Origin of the sequence: Mesorhizobium montanum, assembly GCF_033977145.1 — a bacterium.
GTDB lineage: Bacteria > Pseudomonadota > Alphaproteobacteria > Rhizobiales > Rhizobiaceae > Mesorhizobium > Mesorhizobium montanum.
In genome coordinates this window covers 148,207-174,159 of the sequence record NZ_JAVIJF010000016.1, presented here as the reverse complement: position 1 = coordinate 174,159, position 25,953 = coordinate 148,207, and the positions used below count along the sequence as shown (strand labels likewise).

Genomic DNA, 25,953 nt, shown 5'->3' with positions numbered 1-25,953 from the left:
CTCAGGCGGGACTTTTCGAATCCTTCAAGGGCGACAGTGGTCATGGCGGGCCTCCGAATCATGAGAGCCCCATGGAATCAGATCAGCCGCAATCCCCAAAGCGCGTTAACCCGAGTTCGGAGCCCTGCCTTTTTTACTCAACCAATTGACTTTTTATTTGCCAACTGACTTTACCAACTGACTTGGCAATCAGTGGCCAAAGTGAGTGCGGTCGGCGCCCTGAGGAGCCGACTTCTGCACGTCGCGCGACGAGTTCAGCAGCTTGTAGACCGGCGAGTCCGTGCCGATCGACGAGGTACGCGTGGTGTCGACGGCAGGCGCCGGCTGGTTAACGCCGCTGTTGCCATAATTGTCGCTGCCAGCGAACGCGGCACCGGAAACGGCCACAAGGGCCACGGTGGCAAGAATGATCTTCTTCATTTTAGCACTCCTGAATTTTAGCACTCCTGAATTTCCAGAGCGTCTCGCCGTTTCATGGAAACGGTGAGACGCTCTATCTCTTTGTTTTTACGCAATTCCTGGACGGAAAACCGTTACACGCTTTTCCTGGAATTGCTCTGACCGACCGAGCGGCGGGCGAGCCCGCCGCCGGTCCGGGATCGGCAGTTAGTTGTTGCCGAAGAGGTTGTGATCAGCGCCCGTGGTCACGGGCTTCTGAGTGGCCGGCTCCGACTTGCGGACCGACGCCGTATAGGAAGCGTCGACCGCCGGCGGATTGGCAGCCTGCGAACCATAATTGTCGCTGCCAGCGAAGGCGCTGCCGGAAACGGCGAGAAGGGCAACGGCGGCGAGAATGACCTTGTTCATTTTGGTACTCCTGAATGTCTTGATCCGACCGAGGCGGCGGGCAAACCCGCCGCCGGTTCAAGGTCGGCTGTTAGTTGTTGCCGAAAAGGTTATGGTCAGCGCCTGTGGTGACAGGCTTCTGGGCGACCGGTTCGGACTTATTGACCGAGGCCGTGTGGGAAGAGTCGACGGCCGGCGGATTGGCTGCCTGCGAACCATAATTGTCGCTGCCAGCGAAGGCGCTGTCGGAAATCGCCAGAAGGGCCGCGGCAGTGAGAATAATCTTTTTCATTTTTGCTACTCCAGTATCTTTATTCAGTCCGTCTAGCGGCGTGTCTTGGGAATGAAATCGCGTCGTTCGGACAGCGCTGATCTGGGTGAGCCGAGTGCCGGATTCCAATCACGAAATTTTTCCGGCTGGACCATGAAAGGACATCTTGAAATTGTCATAAGCATGCCTATTATCATGTTTTTTATTGGCAAATTCAACTAGTTAGCAAATTCGCCGCTTGGCTCACCGATTGTATCGGGCCACCAACGTTCACAATGTCCTGCACGCACCGTCAACAGAAACGAACCGTTCGGTTCGATTTTAGCACCTCCTAATAGTCACTTTTCGATACTGTTAACCATTGTGGCCCCGTTTCCAGCCAGCGATTCGGCTGGGCTCCAGGACACGGGAGCGGACTGACGGCAGGCCAAGCGCTCAGATGCCGCCCCTCGCACGCCGCCCGTGTCGCGCCGCATGGACGCGATCTCGAGGTCGCGATGAATCACGACGGCGGCATACTCAGCCACGAGATTAAGGACGGCTTCATCCTGGTCGGCTGCGCGAAGCCATCGCCGGCGCTGGACATTGAGGCCTGAACCGCGAGAACAATCCTAAAACGGTAGATATGATCCCAACCCGCCTTGCCTTGCCAAGCAAGAGCCGAGTGTTTACAGGCGTTGTCGAGGGGTCAGGCAATGATGCGGCCGGCGCGCTAGCCGGCTGGAATTGCAGAGCGGGGTCAAGAACATGCCTCTTTCCGACGTCTACGCCGTTGCGAGCAAGGACATTGTTTTTGAATCTTTCGACGGCGAAGCCGTCGTGCTCGACCTCTCCAACGGCAAGTATTTCGGCTTCTCCGATTCCGGCAGCAAGGTGTGGCAGGCACTGGCCTCGGGTGTCGGCATCGAGGCGCTGGTCCGATCGTCCGCAGGCGCCGCCACGATCGACGCCGCCGCGATCGAGACATTCATTGCGCAGCTGGTCGAGTTTGGGCTTTTGGCGCCGTCCAACGCAACGCCGCGGCCATCGTCCGACGATTTGCCGGCGGCGCTGGCGGCGGCAAGCGAGCCGCTCAATGTCAGCGTCCATGATGATCTTGCCGACCTCATCACCGTCGACCCGATCCACGAGGTCGAGGAGCCACTCGGCTGGCCGGCGGTCAAGCAGGTTTCCTGAACGATCCGAGACGGGTGAAGGCTGGAATAAACCATGCCACGCGTGACGCTCGAGACTTTGCCGGACTACGCCCGCTTTCTCATCGCCGCCGCCGACAGCGCGGCCGGGCAGTTTCCGGTTCAGCGAACCGTCCGCCTGCCCGGGCTGGAACTGATCGCGCATCTCGATCCCGGCGCGCTCGCCGATGCCCTTGGCCAAGCCTTCATCGAGGCCAGCGACAATCCGCAGGATTCCCGTCAATGCCGCATTTTCATCGGCCACCCGGGTGTCGGCGACATGCCGGTGCCGGCAAGCTGGGGCGATGCGCATTTCACCGAACACGGCTTCGCCCAGAAACTCGCCGAAGCAGGGCTGCGCGGCCATCATTTCCACGATCTGGACTTCTGGCAGATCTACGACCCTGACCGGAGTGTCGGTGTCCAGCTGATGCGGTCGTCCGACGCGTTTCCGCCCTGGGAGCAAGGGGCGCCGCTGCGCCCCTTCCTGCACTGGGAATACGCCGCACGGGGCATGCGGCTTGCCCATGCCGGCACGCTTGGTCTCGACGGCAAGGGTGTGTTGCTGGCCGGCGCCGGGGGTGCGGGAAAATCGGGCACGGTCGTTGCCGGCCTGCTCAATGGCCTGGACAGCGTCGGCGACGACTATGTGCTGATTGATCTCAAGAACGGCGTGAGGGCGCAGCCGCTGTTCTCGACATTGAAGCAGGATCCCAAGGGGTTCGCGCGGCTTGGCCTGAAAGAGCCACTGGGCGCCGGCCGGCCGCTCAACTGGCAAGGCAAGCACGTCTTTCACATTAGCGAGATCGCAACGCAGCCAATACCTGCAACTCTGGACATTTTTTCGTTGATGGTGCCACATATCGGTAGCGGCGAGACGAGTTCGGTCACGCCGATGTCGCGCAGGGACGCCGTCATCGCTTTGGCGCCCTCAGGCATCGCGCAGATGCCTGGCGAGCGGGAAAGCGGTTTTCGGTTCTTCAGCGATCTCACCCGGCTGCTGCCGTGCTACCGGCTTTCCCTGGGGACGCGCCCCGAGGAAATCGCCGGCACAATTGCGGATTTCCTCGCACGGGGACCTGATGAAACTGAGCGTGATCGTGCCCGTCTACAACCGTGAGCGCTATGTCGTTTCAGCGTTGCGTTCGCTGGCCAGGCAGCGAGACGCCGCCGATCTCGACATCATCGTCATCGATGACGGCTCGAGCGACGGCTCCGCCGAAGCGATACGCTCGATGATGGACGAGAACCCTTGCATCCGTTTGTTCCAGAAGCGCAATCTGGGCGTCGCCAAGGCGCGCAATGCGGGGCTGCGGCAATTGCCGGCGGATGCCGGCTTCGTGTCCTTCCTCGATTCCGACGATATTTCACTCGCAGGGCGCTTCAAGGCCGATCTTGCCTGCTTCGAGGCCGACCCTGGCCTCGAGCTCGCCTATTCGCTGATGATCGTGGCGGACCGGATCGACGATGAGAGGCTGGAGCCGACACCCGACAGCCGTGTCATGACGCTTCGAGGAATCTCGTTGACGACCGCCCTGTTCAGCCGGGCGCTCGTCGAACGCATGGGTTATTTCGACGAGGAGTTCGAGCAGGCAGAGGACACGGACTATCTGCTGCGCGTGTTCGAGAGCGGTCCGACCTATGAGCTGCTGGACAGCGTCGCGGTCTATTACCGGCGCCATGCCGACAATATGACCAAGGAACATGCCGGCAGGGTCCACAGTCATTTAAGGGCAATCCATAAATCGATGCGGCGCCGCCAGGCGGATCCATCGCTGCGCGCGGTGCTGGGTATTTTCGAGCTGAAGAGCCGGCCGGAGTGGCGAATGATGTGAATGCCGGGCACAATGGCATCGGCTTGGGTGGATTTGGGGGTCGCGGATGCTGCTGAGCGTCATCATGCCCGTGTACAATCGCGAGGCCTTTGTCGGCGCGGCGCTGCGCTCGCTGCTTCGGCAACGCAGTGCCGCGGATCTCGATATCATCGTGATCGACGACGGCTCGACCGACGGTTCGGCCGAAGCCGTACGCGCGATGATGGGCGAAGCACCTTGTATCCGGTTATGTCAGCAGGAGAACATGGGTGTGACCCGGGCGCGCAACAGCGGGCTCGGGCAGCTCAAGCCGGAGACGGAACTGGTGTCCTTTCTCGACTCTGACGACATCTCGCCAGCCGGGCGCTTCGAGGCGGATCTGGACCTCTTCCGGAAGAATCCATCTCTCGATCTCACCTATTCCAGGATGATGCTTGTCGACAGGATCGACGACGAGACCCTGGAGCCAGCCCCCGGCAGCAACAGCATCACCGTCCGCGGCATTCATCTCTCGGCCGCGATCTTCTCGCGGCGTTTGGTCGACCGGGTCGGTGGTTTCGATGAGGACTTCATCCAGGCCGAGGATACGGACTTCCTGCTGCGCAGCTTCGAGGTCGACCCCCGCTACATGCTTGCGGACACGCTGGCGCTTTATTATCGGCGGCATGCCGGCAACATGACAAGGCAGGAGGATGTCCAGTCGCGCGAGTTCATGCGCGCCATCTACAAATCGATGAAGCGCCGCAGGGCCAACCCGTCGCTCAAGCCGATCGAAGGCATTTTCGAACTGAAGAAACTCGCGGACTGGCGGTTCATGTGATGAGCACATACGGGGTCGTCATTCCGGCCTACAATGCCAGCGCCACGATCGCCGAGACACTGCGATCGGTGGCGGCGCAGACGCAGCGGCCCGAACTGGTCGTGGTGGTCGATGACGGCTCGACCGACGACCTTGCCGCCGCGATCGGCGGCATCGACTTGCCGCTAAGGCTTTTGCGCCAGGACAATGCCGGGCCGGGCAGCGCGACCACCCGCGGCATCACCGCGCTGTCGACGCCCTTCATTGCCACGCTCGATGCCGACGATCTTTGGCTGCCCGGAAAGATCGCGGCGCAGCTTGCCCATCTCGACCGGCTTCCCGCAACATCCGGGGTCTTCACCCATATACGCAGTTTCCGCGACGGAGAGCCCGGCGCGATGGCTCCGACCGCAACGCCTGGCTGGTCGCGCTCGACGATGCTGATCCGCCGGGAGGCCGCTGGGAGCATCGGCCCGATGGTCGATCCGCCAGGCGGCCGCGGCGAGATGATCGACTGGATCGCGCGGGGTCGCGAAGCCGGCTTTGTCCTCGACATGATCGGCGAGGTCCTGGCGCTGCGGCGCATCAGGCCAGGAAGCCTGTCCTATGGGCGCGACATGGCACGCGACCGCGGTTACCTGGAAGTGGCACGCCTGGCCATGCTGCGACGGGCGCAAAGCAAAGCCAGCTCAAGCTGATGATGAATATCCGTCGCATCGGCAGGCGTTTTCCCGACTATGGCTGGTCCTGGCCGACCGGGTCGCTCGACCAGTTGCTCAAGGCAGCACTTCTGCCCGACGAAGAGGCGGCACGCCTTTGCGCCGCAGGCTGGCTGGACCAGAACGACATCGATCATGTCTCCTTTCGGGAACACCGGCTGCTTACCGCGATTTCCGACAGGTTCGGACGCAAGCTTACCGGCCACGCCGCCTATCCGCGCCTTGTCGGCCTGCAGAAGATGCTGTGGACCAAGTCGCGCATGGCCATGCGCGAGGCCGAGCCCGCCTTGAAGGCAATGGTCGATACCGGCTGCATGGTGATGCTGATCAAGGGCGCCAGCCGCATCGCGCTCGATGCCGCCGCGCAACGCGGGCGCGTGGCGCATGACATCGATATTCTGGTGCGGCCGCGGGATATGCAGCCGGCTTTCGACGTGTTGCGCGACCGCGACTGGCAGATCGCCACCGGCGTTTCCCCGCAATATCTGCGCACACGGCTGGCGTCGCTGCGCTCGATGAATTTCTTCAAGGGCAATTACGGCGACATCGACCTCCATCAGCTTGCCTATGACGGCTCGCAGCAGAGCGCCGAAGACGATCTGGCGATCTGGCGCCGCGCGACCGCCGCCGAATTCAGCGGCGTCGGCGTGGTGGTGCCCTCGCCGGCCGACCGCATCGCTCTAGCCATCGCGCATGGCGGCCTCGACGCACATACGCATAGCGACTGGCTGGTCGATTGCACCGTGGCCATCCAAGGCGACGGCAAGGCCGCGCCGGACGGCAATGTCGACTGGAGCATATTCCTCGATGTCATCGCCAGGCGCGGTCTCGCCGTCGCCGCGGCGGTGGCGCTTTCCTACCTTGCGCTGGAGATCGGCATCGCTGTGCCGGAAGCCGTCCTGGCCAAGGTGGTGGACATGGCCGACCGGCGCGGCGCGGCGCGCCTGTCGTCTGTTCTGCAAGCCAAGCCGCGCACCGATTTCGGCGCGCTGACCTGGCTGTCGCGGGGATTTGCCAAGCAACTGCGCCTGCAGCGCAAGAAAGGCCGGCTGAAGCAGACGGAGCCGGACATCGTGTGGCGCGGCAAGGCGGTTGCCGCAAAGGCCATTCCCGTTTCATCGCCACCTACGCTTTCGCAGGCAATAGCCGGTCCGCAAGGTGGCACCGGACAGATGATGATGGACGTCATCGTGCGCATCGCCGTGCCACCGGTGCGGCGGCGCATCGAGATGGAGATCAATTCGGGCGACAGGCATGTCGCGCGGCTGCGCTCCATGGTCTTGAGCCGCGCCGGCGGCGAGAGGATGCTGCGCTTTCGCGGCAAGGTAAGGCTCGGCAAAGCAGAGCAGGCCCTGGTGCTGGAGGCGCGGCCGTCTCGGCAGTTCCGCAACTGGGACAATGAGCGGACCGTCGCTACCTATGGCGCGCTGCCTTTCCAGCTCGTTTCGGCCACTTTTTCTCCGGCCGAATGAAATAGCGCTCGATCAAGCCCCGTAGCGCTCGGTGCGGATGATTTCCGCCGGGACGCCGGCGCCGATGACGGCTTCGACGGACAACCCGCAGCCGTTCAGGAGTCTGGAGTGATCAGCTTCAAGGAGGGGAAATAGGTTCGGTATCGACCTGCATCGCGGGTCAGAAGCGGAAGGCGGCCGACCGCGGCATGGGCACCGATGAAGAAGTCAGGCAACACGCCGGTCTTGTGCCCTCCTGACCGGCGGTACTGTGTAAATACCTTTCCGGCAAGGAAAAGAGCTGCCCTTGGCATGGGCGCCATCTCAAGGCCGGCCGCGTCAAGAAATGCGTCAAGATCCTCGATGCGAGCGTAGCGGACGGCAAGCTCGGCGTAGACCGCGTCATTGATTAACAATTGCCCATTGAGACTCGCTGCCTCAAGCTGGCCAACCGACCAATCTGCCCAGTTCGGGTCGTCCGTAACAAGGTCGAGCAGAACGTTGGTGTCGACGAGCGTCACGCTTCGCCACGCGTCAGCGCCATGATCGCGTCGGTGGTGAGCCCCTCGCCGGCATGGCCGCGCAACTTGGCGAAGCGGCTCACCGGCTGCTTTCTGTCAACACGGGCCAGCACTACGCTTCCGTCGGCGGCACGCCGAAAATCGACCCTGCTTCCCGGGACGATGCCCAGTAGATCGCGGACCGGTTTCGGAATGGTCACTTGTCCTTTTGCCGTAACAGTGGTGGCCATCTTCGCTCCTCGGTAATACCAGATACAAACAAGGTATTACCTTACGGATCGAATTTCAACGCTCGAAACCACCCGAGCTGCCACCTATCGTCAGCGACGAAAAGAATTGATCCCTGGCACCCGTTCGCTGGACCGACGTGCTTCGCCTTGAGACTGACCCTACAGACGGGGCCGAGGGCAGCGTCCATTCAAACCCCGTAGCGTTCGGTGCGGATGATTTCCGCCGGGACATCGGCGTCGATCAGCGCCTGGGCAGCCGCCGACGCGAACGCATTCGAGCCGCAGACATAGGCCAGCCTGGGCGCTTTCGGCAGGCGCTCGATGGCCTGCATCATCATCCGAGGGTCGACGCGCCGGGAATAGTCGGACGGCCGCCTGGCGGGTTCGCGGGTCAGAGTGAGCACCAGGCTGAACCCGTCGAGCCGGTCGTCGAGGCCGATAAGCTCGTCGCGGAAGATCACCTCGTCCCAGACCCGGGCCGAAAACACCAACGCAACGGGCACCGCCGCGTTGCGCAGCGTGCGATGGCGCAGCATCGCCATCAGCGGCACGACGCCGGAGCCGCCGCCCACCAGAAGGATCGGGCCACCGTCGCTGTCCTCCCAGATGAAATGGCCGCCCAGCGGCCCGCGCAGCTCGATCTCGTCGCCGACGGCCGCCACGTCGTGGAAGAAGGGCGAGACCTCGCCGTCATCGAGCCGCTCGATCGCCAGCTCGACGGCGGCGCCGGCTTCCGGCGCCGAGGCGATGGAATAGGAACGGCGCGCCTGATAGCCGTCCGGCGCCGTCAGCCTGATATCCACATGCTGCCCCGCCAGATGGGTGAACGGCCGCGACGGCTGGAACCAGAAGCTGGTGACGCGCGGCGTGCGTTTTTCGATGCGGGTGATCGTGGCTGCCTGCCACGGCGATTGCGGCGACGGCTCGGCGCTCATCGATCGCTACTCATGGATTGCCCCTTAAGGATCGCTCGAATAGCGCTGCTCGCGCCAGGGGTCGCCATACATGTGATAGCCGCGCAGCTCCCAGAAGCCCGGCTCGTCGCGCTCGGTGAACTGCAGCCCGTTCACCCATTTGGCCGACTTCCAGAAATAGAGATGCGGCACCAGGAGCCGCGCCGGCCCGCCATGGTCGGCGGTGATCGGCTTGCCTTCATAAAGCAAGGCCACCATCGCCTTGCCGGTGATCAGGTCCTCGGTCGGCACATTGGTGGAATAGCCGTCGAAGGACAGCGCCAGCGTATGGGCCGTCGGCGGATCGATGCCGGCGTCGGCGAGGATGTCGTCGATCATCACGCCTTGCCAGGGCGTGTTGAACTTGGTCCAGGCCGTCACGCAATGGATGTCGCGCATCATCTTGCTTTGCGGCAGGGCGTTGAATTCGGCCCAGTTCCATTTCTTGAGCGGCTTTGGCCCCTGCTTGAGCGTGAAGGACCAATCCTCTGTGCGCACGCGCGGCGTCGGGCCTGCCGAGAGAACCGGGAAACCCTGTTCCAGATATTGGCCGGGTGGGATGCGCGCGTCGGTGTCGGAAGGAGGACGCCGTCCGGAAAAGAAACCACGCGTTACCATCGAGACATCCCTTACGCCGGGTTGGTCGAGCGCACCGAGTGTTCTCGAAGACGCCCCGAGGGGCAACAGAAATCTTGACGACAGAGCCCGCCGGAGACGCCGGCAGGCCCTATCGAAGCTTTTTCAGCCGGCGGCGAAGGGCACGGCGACGAAGATCTGCGCATCACCGCGATCGATCAGCAGGAGCACCGACTTCTTGCCGGACTTGCCGGCCTCGGCGATCGCCTGGTTGGCTTGTCTGGCGGTCTTCACCGGCGTCTGATCGACGCCGACGATGAGATCACCAGGCTGGATGCCGGCGGTCGAAGCCGCCTTGTCCGGATTGACCTGCTCGACCACGGCGCCGCGCTGGTTCTGGGAGAGACTGAGCTGGTTGCGGATGTCGGGCGTGAGGTCGGTCAGGCCGAGACCGAGCGAGGGCACGCGCAGGCCCTTGTCGGCCGACGGGTTGGCGCCGTCATTGCCGTTCGAGGCGGTCTTTTGGTCTTCGCTGTTGCGGCCGACATCGGCGGAAATCTGCATCGCCTTGCCCTTGCGCCAGACATCGAGCGTCTCCTTGACGCCTGGCGACACGTCGGCGACGGCGCGCGACAGGTCCTTCGGATCCTTGATCTGCTGGCCGCCAAAGCCTGTGATCACATCGCCGACCTCAATGCCTGCCTTGGCCGCCGGCGAGCCCTGCGTGACTGACGAAACCAAGGCTCCGGCAGGGTGATCGAGACCGATGGCGCTGGCGACATCCTGCGTGACCGGCTGGATCTGCACGCCAAGATAGCCATATTCGATGTCGCCGCCCTTCATCAGCTTGGCGACGACCTTCTGAGCCTGATCCGACGGGATGGCAAAGCCGACGCCGACGCTGCCGCCATTGGGCGAATAGATGGCCGTGTTGATGCCGATGACATTGCCGTTCACGTCGACCAACGGACCGCCGGAATTGCCGTGGTTGATCGGCGCGTCGATCTGGATGAAGTCGTCGAACGGCCCGCTGTGCAGGTCGCGTCCGCGCGCCGAGACGATGCCGGCGGTGACGGTGGTGCCGATGCCGAACGGGTTGCCGATCGCCAGCACCTGGTCGCCGGTCATCAGCTTGTTGGAATCGCCCCATTTGACGGTCGGCAGCGGCTTGTCGGCCTTGATCTTGAGCACCGCGAGATCGTTCTTGGCGTCGTGACCGACGAGCTTGGCAGGAAGTTCGGTGCCGTCGTCAAGCGTCACCTTGATCGAGCTTGCGCCGTCGATGACGTGGTTGTTGGTGACGATGGTGCCATCCGCGCCGACGATGAAGCCCGAGCCGAGCGCTTCGGCGCGTTGTCCCTGCTGCTGCGGCGGCGTCTTCGGCATAGGCATGCCCTGATCGCCGAAAAACTGCTGGAAAAACTGGTCGAAAGGCGCATTCCCACCGAGAGGCGAACCCTCGTTGCCCGCTTCAGGTTGTGCCTTCATGACCGAAGTGACGGTGACGACAGCGGGCTTGGTGACCGCAATGACCGGCGCAAACGAGCCGTTCGGGGCCGTAATGCCGGCGACGGGTGTCTGGGTCGTCGCGGCCACGGTGCTGAGGCCGGAATTGCTCTGGGCGAAGGAGACGATTACAGGCGAAATGATCAGCGCGGCGCCCAGCAGGGCGGCGACGCGATGTCTGCGAAGAATGCTCGTGGGTGACATGGTCGTTCTGTCCGGGCGAGAGTTGATCCGGCGCTGCGGGTGGTTCTCAAAGGAAACTCCCGTCGGCGTGTCGAGGGCCGGGATTGCCTGTCTCGCCATGCAGGACAGCCGGCCGGATCGACTATCCAGCATCTAGTGCGCGGATTGGCCCGATTTAGGGTTTTCAAGTAACCTTACGAAGATTTAATTCAGCGAGCGCTTACGAACCGCTCCCTTCGGCGCAGATAGGCCGAGGCGATCTCGCGCATGCGCGCGCCGTCGAAACTCGGGCCGTGGCCGCCGTGGCCGATGCGGATCGGCAGGTCGAGCAGGCGCTGCATGGTGCGGCAATAGGCCGTGCGGTCGGAATCCGGCAGGTCGTCGATCAGCATGCCGTCATAGATGGCGTCGCCGGCGAAGAAGAGGCCGTCGGCCTCGTCGAAAAGCGCGATCGAATCCGGCGAGTGGCCGGGCAGATGCAGCACGCGGAATCTCCTGTCGCCGAGATCGACGACATCGCCTTCGTCGAGCGCACGGGTCAGCGGCGCGGAAGGAATGCGGTAGTCAGCCGCCTTCCAGTCCGGCGCCGGCAGTTTCGACACGGCGCCGTCGAGATTGTGGAACATGTAGGCGTAGGTGACGGCATCCTCCATGCCGTCGAACTGCGGTGCGCTCATCTTCGGCCCCATGCGCAGCGGGAATTCATGCAGCGAGCCGACATGGTCGAGATGGATGTGGGTGGCGACGACGATGAGCGGCTTGCCGGCGGGCGTGTCGATCTCGGGCGCCAGCGGACGGATGCCCATGCCGGTATCGACCAGGAGGTCGGCATCGCCGCCCTTCAAATGCCACATGTTGGCGCGCACGAAATCATGCACGAACGGCTCGGTCAGCATCGTCGTGCTGGCATCGACAATGGCCTTGCCGAACCAGTCACCCACCACGAGCGCGGTCATCCGACCGTCGCCCATCAGACGAACGGCTTCCCGACCTTGTATTTTTCCGGCACCAGCCGCTTGAGATAGGCCATGCCGGCTTCTGAAAGCTGGTTGACGTCCGGCTTCATGAAATCGTCCGGCATATGGCGCGTCTTGCCGGCCACCGCCTTCAGCGGCACCTTCTTCAGCACTGTCCTCGACCCGTCATATTGCAGCGCGACCGAGCCGCCGCCTTCCCCGGCGACGCCTACCGCGAAGGCGCCGGCATCGAAGGCTTCCTTGGCATCGACGGCGCTGATCGCGCCGACATAGCCGCGCGGCATATAGCCCAATGCGTCGACCCGCGCACGCTTGCCCGGCAGGCCATCGGCCAAAGCTCGTTCCAGCGCCGCCGGCAGGTCGCTGCCGGACAATTTGACGTTGCCGTGCTGGTCGCGTTCTAGCTTTTCCGGCGGCACCAGGCTTTCGACCAGCGCCTTGCCGTCGGCGGTGCCGACGCCTTCGGAGACGGCGACGATGCAGCGCTTGTGACGATCGAGCGTGGAGCGCACATCGTCGATGAAACGCTCGGCCGAGAAGGCCCGCTCCGGCACATAGACCAGATGCGGGCCGCTGTCGGGATCAAGCTGCCAGGCGGCCGCGGCGGCGGTGAGGAAGCCGGCATGCCGGCCCATGACGATGCCGACATAGATACCGGGCAGCGCGCGGAAATCGAGATCGACCGAGAGGAAGGCACCCGCGACGAATTCGGCGGCCGAGATGAAGCCCGGCGTGTGGTCGTTCTCCTCGAGGTCGTTGTCGATGGTCTTCGGCGCATGCACGAAGGCGATCGAGCCGCCGGCGGCGTCAGTCAGGATCTGCTGCGTGCCCGATGTGTCGTTGCCGCCGATATAGATGAAGGCGTCGGCGCCGGCCTTTTTCAGGCCGTTGAGGATGACCTCGCAATAGGCGGCGTCCGGCTTGTCGCGGGTCGAGCCAAGGGCGGCGCTCGGCGTGCCGGCAATCAGCCGCAGCCGGTCTTCAGGGATGGCGGAGAGATCGACATAGTTGCCATCGCGGATGCCGCGCACGCCATGGATCGAGCCTAGCACCTTGGCGCCGGGATGCCGCTTGCGGATCTCCAAAGTGGCGCCGACGACCGTCTGGTTGATGACGGCGGTCGGGCCGCCGCCCTGCGCGATGACGAAGGTTCCAGCCATAGTCTTGTTCTCCCGGGGCGAAGGTTTTCAAAACACCTTCGCCCGTCTTGCGGCGTCGCGCAACGGGGGAGTGAGATGGAGGAGAAGATCAGACGACGACCACCGGGTTCTTCTTGGAAACGCGGCTGTAGAGGTCGATGATGTCCTGGTTGATCAGGCGCACGCAGCCCGACGACATCGCCTGGCCGATGCTCCACCATTCGGGCGAGCCGTGGATGCGGTAACCGGTGTCCTTGCCGTTCTGGTAGATGTAGAGCGCGCGGGCGCCGAGCGGATTGGTAAGGCCGCCGGGCTGGCCGCTCTGCCATTTCACCAGTTCCGGCTTGCGCTGGATCATTTCCGGCGGCGGAGTCCACGCCGGCCATTCGCGGCCGTACTGGATGTTGGCGCGGCCCGACCAGCGGAAGCCGTCCTTGCCGATGCCGACGCCGTAGCGGATGGCGTCGCCGCCCGGCTGGACCAGATAGAGCATGCGCTCCTGCAGATGGACGACGATGGTGCCGGGTGCTTCGCCGGTCTTGTCGACGACGATCTGGCGGCGGAACTGCGGCTTGACCTTCTGCCAGGGCACCTTCGGCACTTGGAAGCCGCCATCGGTGAGCGAGGCATACATCACGTCGGGACCGGTGATGTTCTTGTCGACGCTGATCGCCGGGCGCATGGGAGGAACCGAACCGGTGACGGTGTTGTCGAGCTGCATTTGCGGCAGGTCGAGCGTGTCTGTGGTGCTGCAGCCGGCCATGCTGAGCAGCGCCATGGCGCCGGCGCCGGAAAGCAGGGCGCGGCGGGAGAGCTGAATTTCGGTATCGATTGCGGCGCCGTTGGAAGGCGGCGTCAGACTTTGCGGCAACTCGCGCATACACCAAACCCTACGCTGCCGGCGGAAGCACGGTCCGGCCGGATCGCAGGCATTTTCGCCATTCATGGTTGAAAAAGCGTGAAAGCGCCGGACTCCGGCTTAACCCTAACGGATCGTCGTACCGGCCGGCGGCCTGCGGCCCGGGCGCTGAAGATTTTTCCAACGGCCCTTTACATTCTCGCCGACCCCAGGATTTATCCTGTTCTTTGCGCTCAAGGAGCAGGGAAATGTCCTTCGAAAACTGGGCTGCCTTTGCCGCCGCCTCTTCCATCCTTCTCGTCATTCCGGGCCCGACGATCCTGCTGGTCGTCTCCTACGCGCTGGGACAGGGCTGGCGCACGGCGCTGCCGATGGCCGTGGGCGTCGCGCTGGGCGACTTCACCGCCATGACGCTGTCGATGCTCGGCATCGGCGCGCTGCTCGCGGCTTCGGCCACGGTGTTCGCCGTGCTCAAGGTGATCGGCGCCGGCTACCTGATCTATCTCGGCATAAAACTGTTCCGCGCCGGCGGCGCGCTGAAAGCCGAGCCGCGAACCGACGCGGTGTCGGCGGCAAGGATGATGGCGCATGCCTGGCTGGTGACGGCCCTCAACCCGAAGAGCATCACTTTCTTCGTCGCCTTCCTGCCGCAGTTCCTCGACCGACACGCCGACTTCTGGACGCAGATGCTGATCTTCGAGACGACCTTCCTGACTTTGGCCTTCGCCAACGCCTTCGGCTATGCGCTGATCGCATCCAGGGCCCGCGCGATCGTGCGCAACCCGAAGGCGATCCGCATCTTCAACGGCACCGGCGGCACATTGCTGGTCGGTGCGGGCATCGCCACGGTGGCGATGCGCTCGGGAAGTTGAGACCAAGTCAGACCAATCGAAGCCTTGCCCTTGAAGGTTGGCGGGCCGACGACCGATGTTCTAGGATCGTGCCGGTTCGACCAGGCGAGTAGCATAGAAGGACGCGACATCGCGGTGAAGGACGCATTCGGCCTCACCTATTGCGGCGCGACCGAGGCCGGATACTCGTCCTACGCCCGTGCCGTGCACGAGCTGCAATGCTTCATCGGCGATCCGGTCGGATCGATCGACCGTGCCATTGCCGACGCCCCGGCCTTCGTCATGGCGCATGTCTTCAAGGGCTATCTGTTCGGGCTTGCCACCGAGCGGGATGCAATGGCGGTCGCAAGGTCGAGCCACCAGGCGGCGCTGCCGCTTGCCGCCACCCCGCGCGAGGCGGCGCATGTGGCGGCGCTCGGCCATCTCGCCGAGGGGCGGTGGCTTGAGGCCGCCCGCATCCTCGAGGATATCGCGATCGACGGTCCGCGCGATGCGTTGGCGTTGCAGGTCGGGCATCAGATCGATTTCTTCACCGGCAACGCGCGCATGCTGCGCGACCGCATCGGCCGTGCGCTGCCGGCCTGGCAGAAGGACATGCCGGGCTACCACGCCATTCTCGGCATGCAGGCCTTCGGGCTGGAGGAAATGGGCGACTATGCCCGTGCCGAATCCTTCGGCAGGCAGGCTGTCGAGATCGAGCCCCGCGACGGCTGGGCGCAACATGCCGTCGCGCATGTCATGGAAATGCAAAGCCGGCAAACAGACGGCATCGCCTGGATGCGCGCCAACCCGGACGCGTGGACGAAGGACAGTTTTCTCCAGATCCACAATTGGTGGCACCTGGCGCTGTTCCATTACGATCTCGGCGAAACCGGCGAGGTGCTCAAGCTCTATGACGGGCCGATCTACGGAGCACGCTCGACATTGGCCCTCAACATGGTCGATGCCTCCGCGATCCTGTGGCGCCTCCACCTCGGCGGCGTCGATGTCGGCGACCGCTGGGCAGCGCTTGCCGCCAACTGGATTCCGAAAGCCTCCGACGGCAATTATGCCTTCAACGACGCCCATGCGATGATGGCCTTTGTCGGCGCCGGACTGGAGGCGCCGGCGAAAACGCTGATCGAGGCGCAGCGCGAGGCGATGGTCGGCGGTGACGACAATGCCGCGTTCACGCGCGACGTCGGCTACCCGCTGGCGCTTGCGATCAGGGCCTTTGGCGAAGGCGATTACGACGAGGCCGCGCGCCTGATCCGGCCGATCCGCTCGATCGCGCATCGCTTCGGCGGCAGCCATGCGCAGCGCGACGTGATCGACCTGACGCTGATCGAGGCCGCGTTGCGCGCCGGCGATACGGCGCTTGCGCGGGTGTTGACGGCCGAGCGTCAGCTGGCCCGTCCCGACAGCCCGTTGTCGGCGCTGTTCTCGCGGCGCGCATCCGATTTGTCAGAGAATTGACCCGAAGCGGATCTTGCCCTAAAAACTGGCCGAGCCAGATTTTTTCGAGATCCGAAAAAATTAATGGTAATGGGAGGAAATCATGTATCTCGGCCTCGACCTGGGCACTTCGGGCGTCAAGGCGCTGCTGATCGACGACGGCCAGAACGTCATCGGCTCCGGCCATGGTTCGCTCGATGTTTCACGGCCGCATCCCGGCTGGTCCGAGCAGGATCCGGCGCATTGGGTAGCGGCTTGCGAGACGGCGATTTCCGAACTCAAGGCTTCACACCCGAAGGAGCTGGCCGCGGTCAAGGGCATCGGCCTTTCCGGCCAGATGCATGGCGCCACCCTGCTCGATGCCTCGGACAAGGTGCTGCGCCCCTGCATCTTGTGGAACGACACGCGCAGCCATGTCGAGGCGGCCGCGCTCGATGCCGAGCCGCGCTTCCGCAAGCTCACCGGCAACATCGTTTTCCCGGGCTTCACAGCGCCGAAGCTCACCTGGGTGAAGGAACACGAAGCCAAGGTTTTTGCCGCCGTCGCCAAGGTGCTCCTTCCCAAGGATTACCTGCGGCTCTGGCTGACCGGCGAGCATATTTCGGAAATGTCGGACTCCGCCGGCACCTCCTGGCTCGATGTCGGCAAGCGAGGCTGGGCGTCCGAATTGCTGGCGGCGACATCGCTCGACGAGAAGCACATGCCGTCGCTGGTCGAAGGTACGGCGAAAGCCGGTGCCTTGCGCAGCGAACTCGCATCGAAATGGGGCATCGCGGCGGGCATTCCGATTGCCGGCGGTGCCGGCGACAATGCGGCCTCCGCCTGCGGCATGGGCACGGTCGGCGCCGGCAACGCCTTCGTGTCGCTCGGCACGTCGGGCGTGCTGTTTGCGGCGAACGCCTCCTACCTGCCCAACCCGGAAAGCGCGGTGCATACGTTCTGCCATGCGTTGCCCGCCACCTGGCACCAGATGGGTGTCATCCTGTCGGCCACCGATTCGCTCAACTGGCTGTCGGAAATCACCGGAAAGAGCGCCCGCGAGTTGACCGGCGAACTCGGCGACACGCTCAAGGCGCCGACGGGTGTCACTTTCCTGCCCTATCTCTCCGGCGAGCGGACGCCGCACAATGATTCCGCCATCCGCGGTTCCTTCACCGGGTTGGCGCATGAATCGAGCCGGGCGGTGCTGACGCAGGCTGTGCTGGAAGGCGTCGCCTTCGCCTTCCGCGACAGTCTCGAAGCGCTGAAAAAGGCCGGCACGACGCTGACGCGGGTGACCGCGATCGGCGGCGGCTCGCGCTCGCGCTACTGGCTGAAGGCTGTCGCCACGGCACTGCAGGTGCCGGTCGATATTCCCACCGACGGCGATTTCGGCGCCGCCTTCGGCGCGGCAAGGCTCGGCCTGATCGCCGCGACCGGCGCGGATCCGCTTGCGGTCTGCACCGCGCCGGCGACCGATGCCACGATTGAGCCGGACGCCGGCCTCGGCGGGGCCTTTGCGGACGCCTATCAGCGCTACCGTGGGCTCTATCCGGCGATCAGGAGCGCCACGGCGTGAGCTTTTTCTCGCCCACACCGCAGCATCATGCCTCACTGCGCCGGGACCTTGTCGAGGAAGCCGGTGACGCTCTTCAGACGGCCGTTTTCGATGACGCCGATATCCGTGCCTTCGATGACGGATTCCGCATCTTCGGGCCCGAGATTCCACGAGAAGCGGATGCGGTCGGCGAAGCCGTCCGGTTGGCTCTTCAGCGAGAATCGGAAGCCGGCAAAGCGCTGCTGCACGCCTTCGATCAGCGCGGCGATGCCGTCATGGCCGTCGCCTTGCATGACCGGGTCGCGATAGCTGACATCGCTGGTGAAGGCCGCTTCGAGAAGCGCCTTGCGGCGGGTCGCATCGCTCTCGTTCCAGGCGGTGATGTAGTTGCGGGCGATCGTGTTGAGGTCGGTCATGGTCTTCATCCTTCGTTGGATTGTTTCGACCTGACCCTTTTGGCCCCGTAAAAGAGCGAAACCAATTACGCCTGAGGTAATCGGGCGAATGCATTCGGAGAGGAAGGAAACCATGAGCAGCGGATTTTTCGGCGATAGCAAGACAATCAAATATGAGGGGCCGGATTCGACCAATCCGCTGGCCTACCGCTTCTACAATCCGGACGAGGTCGTCGCCGGCAAGCGGCTGGAAGACCATCTGCGCTTCGCCGTCGCCTACTGGCATTCCTTCGCCTGGCCGGGCGGCGACCCGTTCGGCGGCCAGACGTTCGACCGCCCCTGGTTCGCCAAGCCGGGCGGCGTCGACACGATGGAACTGGCCAAGCTCAAGGCCGACGTCGCCTTCGAGATGTTCTCGCTGCTCGGCGCGCCCTATTTCTGCTTCCACGACGCCGATGTCCGCCCGGAAGGCAAGGATTTCTCCGAAAGCGCTGCGCGGCTCGACGAGATCGCCGACTATTTCGCCACCAAGATGAGAGAGACCGGCGTCAAGCTGCTGTGGGGCACGGCGAACCTCTTCTCGCACCGCCGCTTCATGTCGGGTGCTGCCACCAATCCCGATCCGGATGTGTTTGCCTATGCGGCAGCTACGGTAAAAAGCTGCATCGACGTCACCAAGAGGCTGAAGGGTGAGAACTATGTGCTGTGGGGCGGGCGCGAGGGCTATGAGACGCTGCTCAACACCGATCTTGGGCGCGAGCAAGAGCAGGCAGGCCGCTTCCTCAACCTCGTCGTCGATTACAAGCACAAAATAGGTTTCAAGGGCACGATCCTGATCGAGCCGAAGCCGCAGGAGCCGACCAAGCACCAGTACGATTACGATGTTGCCACGGTGTACGGCTTCCTCAAGCGCTTCGGGCTGGAGAAAGAGGTAAAACTCAACATCGAGCAGGGTCACGCGATCCTCGCTGGCCATTCCTTCGAGCATGAGCTGGCTTTGGCCAATGCCTTGGGCGTCTTCGGTTCGATCGACATGAACCGCAACGACTACCAGTCGGGCTGGGACACCGACCAGTTCCCCAACAACGTGCCGGAGATGGCGCTTGCCTATTACCAGGTCCTGCAGGCCGGCGGCTTCAAGACCGGCGGCACCAATTTCGACGCCAAGCTCAGGCGCCAGTCGCTCGACCCGGAGGACCTGTTGATCGGCCATATCGGCGGCATGGATGCCTGCGCGCGCGGCCTGAAAGCGGCGGCGAAAATGGTCGAGGACAAGGCGTTGTCCGGCCCGCTGACAGAACGCTACGCCGGCTGGAATACCGCCGAAGGCAAGGCGATGCTCTCGGGCGAGCGCACACTGGAGGAGATCGCCGAGCGTGTGGTGAAGAAGAAGATCGAGCCGCAGCCGCGCTCCGGCCGGCAGGAACTGCTCGAAAACATCGTCAACAGATACGTCTGAGGCGCACTGCGGCGCCCCCAGTCGGGCGCCGCTTAGCCGGAAATCATTTTCCGCTCGGGGTGAAACCGCACGACAAGGTTTTGCCCCGCGCTGCCCATCAATCGCCCCGCTCTTGCCTTCAAACAGCCGTCACGGACTTCCTATATTGTGGAGACGTGGCGGGAAGGAAAGAAGGAGGCGAAACGTATGCAGCACGAACGCGAAATCGACGCCCTGCTCTCTCCCAGTGAGGCTGGATCGATCATCGACCGGTTGATGGCGCTGCCGCATCCGAAGGACGGCGCGCGCAAGACCAATGAATGGGATCGCGCGGTCGCCGCGCGACTGGAAACCGCGCTGGCCAAGAGCATGCGCTCACGCATAGTTCGCGAAGGCCACGACGCCGCCTGACAATTCCCGTGATTTGACGAAAAGAGGCAGCTTCTCCATCCTGCACCGATGATACGCGCGGTGCTGCTTGATCTTGTGGGTGTCATCCATGATGGCGACATCCCGATCACGGGCGCCGTGACCGCGGTCGAGTGTTTGCGCAAGGCCGGGTTGCCGCTTCGTTTCGTCAGCAACACGACACGCTCGCCGCGCAGTGCAATCATCGCGCAGCTTGCCGCGTTGGGCATCGAGGTGACGGACGAAGAATTGCTGACTCCGGCGCGCGCCGCGGTCGAATGGCTGCGCAGGCATGGCCGCCGGCCTCATCTGCTCGTCCATCCAGACCTCGAGGTCGAGTTTTCCGGGCTGGACTCGGGTAGCGGACGCGCTGTCGTCGTCGGCGATGCCGGCGAGGCCTTCAATCATGCCAGCCTCAACCGGGCGTTTCGCGAGCTGGTTGCCGGCGCCGATTTTGTGGCTTTGGCCACCAACCGTACCTTCAAGGATGCCGACGGCCTGCTCAGCCTCGATGCCGGCGCCTTCGTGGCGGGCCTCGAATTCGCCAGCGGCCGAAGTCCTGTCGTGCTTGGCAAGCCCTCGCCGGATTTCTTCCATTCGGCGCTCGCCGATCTGAACTGTCCGGCGGCCGAGGCGGTCATGGTCGGCGACGATGCCGAGAGCGATGTCGCCGGCGCGCTGCGTGCCGGGCTTGGCGCGGCTCTTCTCGTGCGGACCGGCAAGTACCGACCCGGCGACGAAACACGCTTCGATCCGCCACCCACGGCACTGGTGGACGATCTCGCTGCCGCCACCGACTGGATACTTGAAGCGCGCCGCACTGAAACGGATCCGGGCGACGCCCTTTAAAGTTTTTGTTTGATGCATGTCGTGGTCCCAAAACCGCTGCGCACTTTTGGGCGACATGCATCAGCCGCGCCGAAGCCTGACCGGCGCCTCGCCGAACGCTCTTGAAAATGCCCTGGAAAATGCCGCGGCGGACGAGAAGCCGGTACGCCCGGCAATATCGGCCATGGCAATGCGCGTGTCGACCACCAGGCGCCGCGCGGCGCCGAGCCGCAGCCTCAGATAGTAGGCGCCCGGCGTCTCGCCGATCGACTTGCGGAAGATGCTTTCCAGCGTTCTTGCCGTCACGCCGGCGCGCTTGGCCACCGCGTCGATGGTCAGCGGTTCGTCGACATGCGCTTCCATCAACCGGATCGCCTGGGCAAGCCGCGGGTCGTAGCCGTCGAGACGGCCGAGCGAGACCAGCGGCTGCGCGTCGGTCGCCGCGCGTGCCTGGTCGTAGATGAAGACGCTGGCGACATCGAGCGCCACGGCCATGCCGAGTCGGGTGCGAATGAGATGCAGCATCAGGTCGAAGGTCGGCGACGCGCCGCCCGAGGTGAACACCGGCCCGTCGATGACATAGCGGTCCGGCCGCACATCGATACCGGGAAAGGCTGAGGAAAAATCCTCCATGTCCTCCCAATGCGTGGTGGCGCTGCGGCCTTCGAGCAGGCCGGCGCGGGCCACCAGCCAGGTGCCGGCCTCGATGCCGCCGCAGGCGCGGGCCGTCCTCGCCGCCCTGCGCAGGCCGGCAAGCAATGCCGACGTGGCGTAGTTCTGGGTACCGAAGCCGGCAACGACCACCAGCATGTCAGTTGGCTCGGTGGCGTCGAAGCGGCCGCTGACCGCCACCGGCAGGCCGCAAGTGGTGACCGGCGCCTCGCCGGTGACCGAGACCAGCTTGAAATCGAACAAGGTCTCGCCGGAAATGCGGTTCGCCGCGCGCAACGGGTCAACAGCCGAGGCGACACACATGATCGACGAGCCCGAAAACGCGAGGAACGTCACCTTGAGCGTCTCGCGCTCGGACCGAAAGATGGTCGGCTTTTCGCTTTTGATCATGGGACCTTCGTAAAACGCAAAACAGTTTCCGGCAAGTCGGGCATTCTTGATGAATTCCTATGCATGCCGTGCCATTGTCGGCTCCCTCTCTTGGGCGGCATGCATGGCCGATCGAATCTGGGAGGATCAAAGATGCCGCTCGCGATGAACCGTGAGGTCTTTATTACCTGTGCCGTGACCGGCTCCGGCGGCACGCAGGACCGCAGCCCGCATGTGCCGCGCTCGCCCAAGCAGATCGCCGATTCGGCGATCGACGCCGCCAAGGCGGGCGCCGCCATCGTCCACTGCCATGTGCGCGACCCAGAGACCGGCAAGCCTAGGCGCGACGTGCATCTCTACCGCGAAGTGACCGAGCGCATCCGCGCGGCAGATGTTGACGTTGTGCTGAACCTTACCGCCGGCATGGGCGGCGACATGGTGTTCGGCTCGCCGGAAGCGCCGCTGCCGCTCAACGAGAAGGGCACCGACATGGGCGGCGCCACCAACCGCATGGAACATGTGCGCCAGTGCCTGCCGGAGATCTGCACGCTGGATTGCGGCACGATGAACTTCGCCGAGGCCGACTATGTGATGACCAACACGCCCGGTATGCTGCGCGCCATGGGCGGCATGATGACGGCGCTGGGCGTCAAGCCCGAGATCGAGGCCTTCGACACCGGGCATCTGTGGTTCGCCAAGCAATTGGTCGAGGAGAAGGTGCTGAACGCGGACGCGCTGGTGCAGCTCTGCATGGGCGTGCCGTGGGGCGCGCCGGACGACCTCAACACCTTCATGGCGATGGTCAATAACGTGCCATCGACTTGGAACTGGTCGGCCTTCGCCATCGGCCGCAACCAGATGGCCTATGCCGCGGCGGCGGTGCTGGCCGGCGGCAATGTCCGTGTCGGGCTGGAAGACAATCTCTGGCTCGACAAGGGCGTTTTGGCCACCAACGCGCAACTGGTCGAACGCGCGGCCGGCATCGTCACCAATCTCGGCGCCAGGATCCTGGGACCGGAGGAAGTGCGCAAGAAGCTCAACCTCACCAAGCGGGCGCCGATCGCGGCATAGTTTGGAGAGCAGCACATGGCTACCGTCAAATTCACCGCTATGAAGGATGGCGACAGGCAAGACTACGAATTCCTGACCGCCCATGAGATCGACTATGCCGCCAAGACAGGCGAGCGGCTGCTCGACGCCCTCGTGCAGCTCGACGAGGGCCTGTCCGGCTACAAGATCACCCGGCTCGGCCATTCGCTGCAGGCGGCGACGCGCGCCTGGCGCGACGGCGCCGACACCGACTGGATCGCTTGCGCGCTGCTGCACGACATCGGCGACATCTATGCGCCCTACAACCACGACGAATATGCAGCGACGATCCTGAAGCCGTTCGTGCGCGAGCAATGCACCTGGGTGGTGGAGAAGCACGGCGACTTCCAGCGCCTCTATTACGCGCATCATCTGGGCGGCAACCGGCATGCGCGCGAGCGCTTCGCCGGCCATGCCTATTTCGACGATTGCGACCAGTTCTGCGAGCGCTGGGACCAGTCGAGCTTCGACCCCGATTACGAGATGCTGCCGATCGAATTCTTCCGGCCGTTCGTGCTCGAAGTCTTCGCCCGCAAGGCCTACGACCCGGCGGTGATCCGCGCCGGCGAGCGCGTGGCCCTCACCGATCCAGAAACAGCCAAGGTAAGAACCGGAGCCTGACCATGAGCATCATCAACAAGGCGGCCGCCATCGGCGGCGGCGTCATCGGCGCCGGCTGGGTGGCGCGGCTGCTCTTGAACGGCATCGACGTCTCGATCTTCGATCCCGATCCGGAGGCTTCGCGCAAGGTCGGCGAAGTGATGAAGGGCGCACGCCGCGCCTATAAGCAGATGCTGCCCGGCGGCCTGCCCAAGGAAGGCAAGCTCACCTTCGCCAAGACCATCGCCGAGGCGGTGGCCGACGCCGACTTCATCCAGGAAAGCGTGCCGGAGCGGCTCGACCTCAAGCACCGCGTGCTGGTCGAAATCGACGCGCATGCGCCGGCCAATGCGATTGTCGGCTCGTCGACCTCCGGCATCAAGCCGACCGACATGCAGGTGGCTATGAAGAAGCATCCGGAGCGGCTCGTCGTCGGCCATCCGTTCAACCCGGTCTATCTGTTGCCGCTGGTCGAGATCGTCGGCGGCGAGCAGACTTTCCCCGAGGCGATCGAGGTCGCCAAGGAACTCTACGCCTCGATCGGCATGAAGCCGGTGGTGGTGCGCAAGGAGATCGAGGCCTTCGTCGGCGACCGCCTGCTCGAAGCCGCCTGGCGCGAGGCGCTGTGGCTGGTCAAGGACGGCATCTGCACCGTCGAGGAACTCGACGACATCATGCGCTATTCCTTCGGCCTGCGCTGGGCGCAGATGGGCATGTTCCAGGTCTATCGGGTCGCCGGCGGCGAAGCCGGCATGCGCCACTTCATGGCGCAGTTCGGACCCTGCCTGAAATGGCCGTGGACCAAGCTGATGGACGTGCCGGAGTTCAACGACGAACTGGTCGACCTGATCGCCACGCAGTCGGACGAGCAGGCGCACGGCCTGTCGATCCGCGAGCTGGAGCGCATCCGCGACGACAATCTGGTCGCGATCATGGAAGCGCTGTCGAGGCAGAACAAGGGCAAGGGTTGGGGCGCCGGCGCGCTGCACAGGGACTACACCAAACAGCTTGCCAAGCTGGCGGCAAAGCCGGCTGATAAGGCTGACAACAAGGCCAAAACCGCCAAGCCGGCGAAGAAGGACGCCAAGCCGGCAAAGGCCGAAAAACCCGCCAAGACTGATAAGGCGAAAAAGAGCAAGAAGAAGGGCTGAGGTTATGGATTTCGGTCTTTCGGAAGAGCAAAAACTCATCGTCGAGACGACGCGCGCCTTCGTCGAGAACGAGCTTTACCCGCATGAGCGCGAGGTGGAGCGCACCGGCGTGCTGCGCCGCGAGCTGATCGACGAATTAAAGGCCAAGGCGATCGAGGCCGGGCTGTACGCGGCCAACATGCCGGCCGATGTCGGCGGCGCGGGGCTCGATACGGTGACCTGGCTGCTCTACGAGAAGGAGCTTGGCCGCGCCAACTATGCGCTGCACTGGACCTGCGTGGCGCGTCCCTCCAACATCCTGCTTGCCGGCACGCCGGAGCAGCGCGAAAAGTATCTTTTCCCCTGCATCCGAGGGGAGAAGTGGGACTGCCTGGCGATGACCGAGCCGGGTGCGGGCTCCGACCTGCGCGGTATGAAGGCGACCGCCGTGCAGGACGGTTCGGACTGGGTGCTCAACGGCACCAAGCATTTCATCAGCCATGCAGACATCGCCGACTTCGCCATCGTCTTCATGGCATCGGGCGAGGAAGATTCCCCGCGCGGCAAGCGCAAGAAGATCACCGCCTTCTTCGTCGACAAGGGCACCAAGGGTTTTTCGGTGCGCGACGGCTACCGCAACGTCTCGCATCGCGGCTACACCAACTCGATCTTGGAATTCGATGACTGCCGGTTGCCTGCAAGCCAGGTGCTCGGCGAAGTGCACAAGGGCTTCGACGTCGCCAATTCGTGGCTCGGCGCCACGCGCCTGCAGGTCGGCGCCACCTGCCTCGGCCGCGCCGAGCGCGCGCTGTCACACGCCATCGAATATGCCGCGCAGCGCCAGCAGTTCGGCCAGCAGATCGGCAAGTTCCAGGGCGTCTCCTTCAAGCTCGCCGATATGGCGACGGAACTGAAGGCCGCCGATTTGATGGTGTTCGAAGCCGGCTGGAAGTACGATCAGGGCACGGTCACCGATCAGGACATGGCGATGGCCAAGCTGAAGGCCACCGAGATGCTGGCATTCGTCGCCGACGAAGCCATCCAGATCCATGGCGGCATGGGGCTGATGGACGACCTGCCGCTTGAGCGCATCTGGCGCGACGCGCGCGTCGAGCGCATCTGGGAAGGCACGTCGGAGATTCAGCGACATATTATTTCGCGGGCGTTGCTGCGTCCGTTCGGAGCTTAGAGCATGATGCTCCAAAGCCGGGATCCGGCTTTGGACAAGATCGCGCTCAAACGAAAA

29 protein-coding genes are annotated in these 25,953 nt (G+C 63.9%); 16 read left to right on the top strand and 13 right to left on the bottom strand.

Translation table 11 applies throughout. The annotated features are described in order from the left end of the window. Positions 1-189: 189 nt before the first annotated feature. From RFM68_RS22100 to RFM68_RS22090, 3 genes are all read right to left on the bottom strand, one after another. Complete coding sequence (locus tag RFM68_RS22100; protein WP_320235126.1) at positions 190-420, bottom strand: DUF680 domain-containing protein; 231 nt, start codon at positions 418-420, stop codon at positions 190-192. Between the two features lie 186 nt (positions 421-606). After that, positions 607-807, bottom strand: coding sequence for a DUF680 domain-containing protein (locus RFM68_RS22095; protein ID WP_320235125.1), 201 nt, complete (start codon positions 805-807; stop codon positions 607-609). 70 nt (positions 808-877) lie between these two features. After that, entirely contained in the window at positions 878-1,078 is a 201-nt protein-coding gene (locus RFM68_RS22090) for a DUF680 domain-containing protein (RefSeq protein ID WP_320235124.1), read from the bottom strand. Between the two features lie 726 nt (positions 1,079-1,804). Between RFM68_RS22090 and RFM68_RS22085 the strand changes: the two genes are divergently transcribed. Genes RFM68_RS22085 through RFM68_RS22060 form a run of 6 tightly spaced genes read left to right on the top strand, consistent with a single transcriptional unit; the run spans position 1,805 to position 7,033 of the window. After that, the gene (locus RFM68_RS22085; protein ID WP_320235123.1) at positions 1,805-2,233 is read left to right on the top strand and encodes a PqqD family peptide modification chaperone; all 429 of its coding nucleotides are present in this window, start codon (positions 1,805-1,807) and stop codon (positions 2,231-2,233) included. 33 nt (positions 2,234-2,266) lie between these two features. Then, positions 2,267-3,349, top strand: a complete 1,083-nt coding sequence (locus tag RFM68_RS22080; protein WP_320235122.1) for a serine kinase — start codon at positions 2,267-2,269, stop codon at positions 3,347-3,349. Then, a complete protein-coding gene (locus RFM68_RS22075; protein ID WP_320235121.1) occupies positions 3,312-4,064 on the top strand; it encodes a glycosyltransferase family 2 protein in 753 nt (250 codons plus the stop codon). Before RFM68_RS22080 ends, RFM68_RS22075 begins: the two co-directional genes overlap by 38 nt. Positions 4,065-4,110: 46 nt before the next feature. After that, positions 4,111-4,863, top strand: a complete 753-nt coding sequence (locus RFM68_RS22070; protein ID WP_320235120.1) for a glycosyltransferase family 2 protein — start codon at positions 4,111-4,113, stop codon at positions 4,861-4,863. Further along, the gene (locus RFM68_RS22065; RefSeq protein WP_320235119.1) at positions 4,863-5,540 is read left to right on the top strand and encodes a glycosyltransferase family 2 protein; all 678 of its coding nucleotides are present in this window, start codon (positions 4,863-4,865) and stop codon (positions 5,538-5,540) included. The genes RFM68_RS22070 and RFM68_RS22065 overlap by 1 nt, the downstream gene beginning before the upstream one ends. Then, positions 5,540-7,033, top strand: coding sequence for a nucleotidyltransferase family protein (locus RFM68_RS22060; protein ID WP_320235118.1), 1,494 nt, complete (start codon positions 5,540-5,542; stop codon positions 7,031-7,033). Before RFM68_RS22065 ends, RFM68_RS22060 begins: the two co-directional genes overlap by 1 nt. Positions 7,034-7,128: 95 nt before the next feature. Here RFM68_RS22060 and RFM68_RS22055 read toward each other — a convergent pair whose 3' ends face one another. The 8 genes from RFM68_RS22055 to RFM68_RS22020 all read right to left on the bottom strand — a co-directional run bounded on the left by RFM68_RS22055 (position 7,129) and on the right by RFM68_RS22020 (position 13,875). Continuing rightward, positions 7,129-7,533, bottom strand: a complete 405-nt coding sequence (locus tag RFM68_RS22055) for a type II toxin-antitoxin system VapC family toxin (RefSeq protein WP_320235117.1) — start codon at positions 7,531-7,533, stop codon at positions 7,129-7,131. Next, positions 7,530-7,763, bottom strand: a complete 234-nt coding sequence (locus tag RFM68_RS22050; RefSeq protein ID WP_320235116.1) for an AbrB/MazE/SpoVT family DNA-binding domain-containing protein — start codon at positions 7,761-7,763, stop codon at positions 7,530-7,532. Before RFM68_RS22050 ends, RFM68_RS22055 begins: the two co-directional genes overlap by 4 nt. Positions 7,764-7,951: 188 nt before the next feature. Next, complete coding sequence (locus RFM68_RS22045) at positions 7,952-8,698, bottom strand: ferredoxin reductase (protein ID WP_320235115.1); 747 nt, start codon at positions 8,696-8,698, stop codon at positions 7,952-7,954. Positions 8,699-8,722: 24 nt separating this feature from the next. After that, positions 8,723-9,334, bottom strand: a complete 612-nt coding sequence (locus RFM68_RS22040; RefSeq protein ID WP_320235114.1) for a sulfite oxidase-like oxidoreductase — start codon at positions 9,332-9,334, stop codon at positions 8,723-8,725. Positions 9,335-9,457: 123 nt separating this feature from the next. Beyond that, positions 9,458-11,002: a DegQ family serine endoprotease gene (locus RFM68_RS22035; protein ID WP_320235113.1), complete on the bottom strand. Its 1,545-nt coding sequence runs from the start codon at positions 11,000-11,002 to the stop codon at positions 9,458-9,460. 188 nt (positions 11,003-11,190) lie between these two features. Next, entirely contained in the window at positions 11,191-11,937 is a 747-nt protein-coding gene (locus tag RFM68_RS22030; protein ID WP_320235112.1) for an MBL fold metallo-hydrolase, read from the bottom strand. Positions 11,938-11,951: 14 nt separating this feature from the next. Further along, positions 11,952-13,118, bottom strand: a complete 1,167-nt coding sequence (locus RFM68_RS22025; protein WP_320235111.1) for a diphosphate--fructose-6-phosphate 1-phosphotransferase — start codon at positions 13,116-13,118, stop codon at positions 11,952-11,954. A gap of 88 nt (positions 13,119-13,206) precedes the next feature. Beyond that, positions 13,207-13,875, bottom strand: coding sequence for a L,D-transpeptidase (locus RFM68_RS22020; RefSeq protein ID WP_320235136.1), 669 nt, complete (start codon positions 13,873-13,875; stop codon positions 13,207-13,209). Positions 13,876-14,204: 329 nt separating this feature from the next. Between RFM68_RS22020 and RFM68_RS22015 the strand changes: the two genes are divergently transcribed. From RFM68_RS22015 to xylB, 3 genes are all read left to right on the top strand, one after another. After that, complete coding sequence (locus tag RFM68_RS22015; RefSeq protein WP_320235110.1) at positions 14,205-14,828, top strand: LysE family translocator; 624 nt, start codon at positions 14,205-14,207, stop codon at positions 14,826-14,828. 108 nt (positions 14,829-14,936) lie between these two features. Next, entirely contained in the window at positions 14,937-16,262 is a 1,326-nt protein-coding gene (locus tag RFM68_RS22010; RefSeq protein WP_320235135.1) for a tetratricopeptide repeat protein, read from the top strand. A gap of 82 nt (positions 16,263-16,344) precedes the next feature. Next, on the top strand, positions 16,345-17,799 hold the full coding sequence (gene xylB, locus RFM68_RS22005) for a xylulokinase (RefSeq protein WP_320235109.1): 1,455 nt from the start codon (positions 16,345-16,347) through the stop codon (positions 17,797-17,799). Positions 17,800-17,831: 32 nt separating this feature from the next. Here the strand turns inward: xylB and RFM68_RS22000 are convergent, their stop codons facing one another. After that, positions 17,832-18,194: a nuclear transport factor 2 family protein gene (locus RFM68_RS22000; RefSeq protein ID WP_320235108.1), complete on the bottom strand. Its 363-nt coding sequence runs from the start codon at positions 18,192-18,194 to the stop codon at positions 17,832-17,834. A 112-nt stretch (positions 18,195-18,306) separates the two neighbouring features. Here RFM68_RS22000 and xylA point away from each other — a divergent pair, with 112 nt between their 5' ends. The 3 genes from xylA to RFM68_RS21985 all read left to right on the top strand — a co-directional run bounded on the left by xylA (position 18,307) and on the right by RFM68_RS21985 (position 20,868). Continuing rightward, positions 18,307-19,632 carry a xylose isomerase gene (xylA, locus tag RFM68_RS21995; RefSeq protein WP_320235107.1) on the top strand — a complete coding sequence of 442 codons (1,326 nt, stop codon included), beginning with the start codon at positions 18,307-18,309 and terminating at the stop codon, positions 19,630-19,632. Between the two features lie 186 nt (positions 19,633-19,818). Beyond that, positions 19,819-20,022, top strand: coding sequence for a hypothetical protein (locus RFM68_RS21990; RefSeq protein WP_320235106.1), 204 nt, complete (start codon positions 19,819-19,821; stop codon positions 20,020-20,022). 60 nt (positions 20,023-20,082) lie between these two features. Further along, on the top strand, positions 20,083-20,868 hold the full coding sequence (locus RFM68_RS21985; RefSeq protein WP_430694906.1) for a TIGR01458 family HAD-type hydrolase: 786 nt from the start codon (positions 20,083-20,085) through the stop codon (positions 20,866-20,868). A 60-nt stretch (positions 20,869-20,928) separates the two neighbouring features. Here RFM68_RS21985 and RFM68_RS21980 read toward each other — a convergent pair whose 3' ends face one another. Further along, positions 20,929-21,909 (bottom strand): GlxA family transcriptional regulator, encoded by a 981-nt coding sequence (locus RFM68_RS21980; protein ID WP_320235104.1) that lies wholly within the window; start codon positions 21,907-21,909, stop codon positions 20,929-20,931. Between the two features lie 132 nt (positions 21,910-22,041). Between RFM68_RS21980 and bcoG the strand changes: the two genes are divergently transcribed. From bcoG to RFM68_RS21960, 4 genes are read left to right on the top strand one after another with little or no spacing between them, the layout of a single operon-like run. After that, the gene (gene bcoG, locus RFM68_RS21975) at positions 22,042-22,959 is read left to right on the top strand and encodes a 3-dehydrocarnitine:acetyl-CoA trimethylamine transferase BcoG (RefSeq protein WP_320235103.1); all 918 of its coding nucleotides are present in this window, start codon (positions 22,042-22,044) and stop codon (positions 22,957-22,959) included. Positions 22,960-22,974: 15 nt separating this feature from the next. Continuing rightward, on the top strand, positions 22,975-23,598 hold the full coding sequence (locus tag RFM68_RS21970) for an HD domain-containing protein (RefSeq protein ID WP_320235102.1): 624 nt from the start codon (positions 22,975-22,977) through the stop codon (positions 23,596-23,598). 2 nt (positions 23,599-23,600) lie between these two features. Next, positions 23,601-24,728: a carnitine 3-dehydrogenase gene (locus tag RFM68_RS21965; RefSeq protein WP_320235101.1), complete on the top strand. Its 1,128-nt coding sequence runs from the start codon at positions 23,601-23,603 to the stop codon at positions 24,726-24,728. 4 nt (positions 24,729-24,732) lie between these two features. Beyond that, positions 24,733-25,896: an acyl-CoA dehydrogenase family protein gene (locus tag RFM68_RS21960; protein WP_320235100.1), complete on the top strand. Its 1,164-nt coding sequence runs from the start codon at positions 24,733-24,735 to the stop codon at positions 25,894-25,896. Positions 25,897-25,953: the final 57 nt, after the last annotated feature.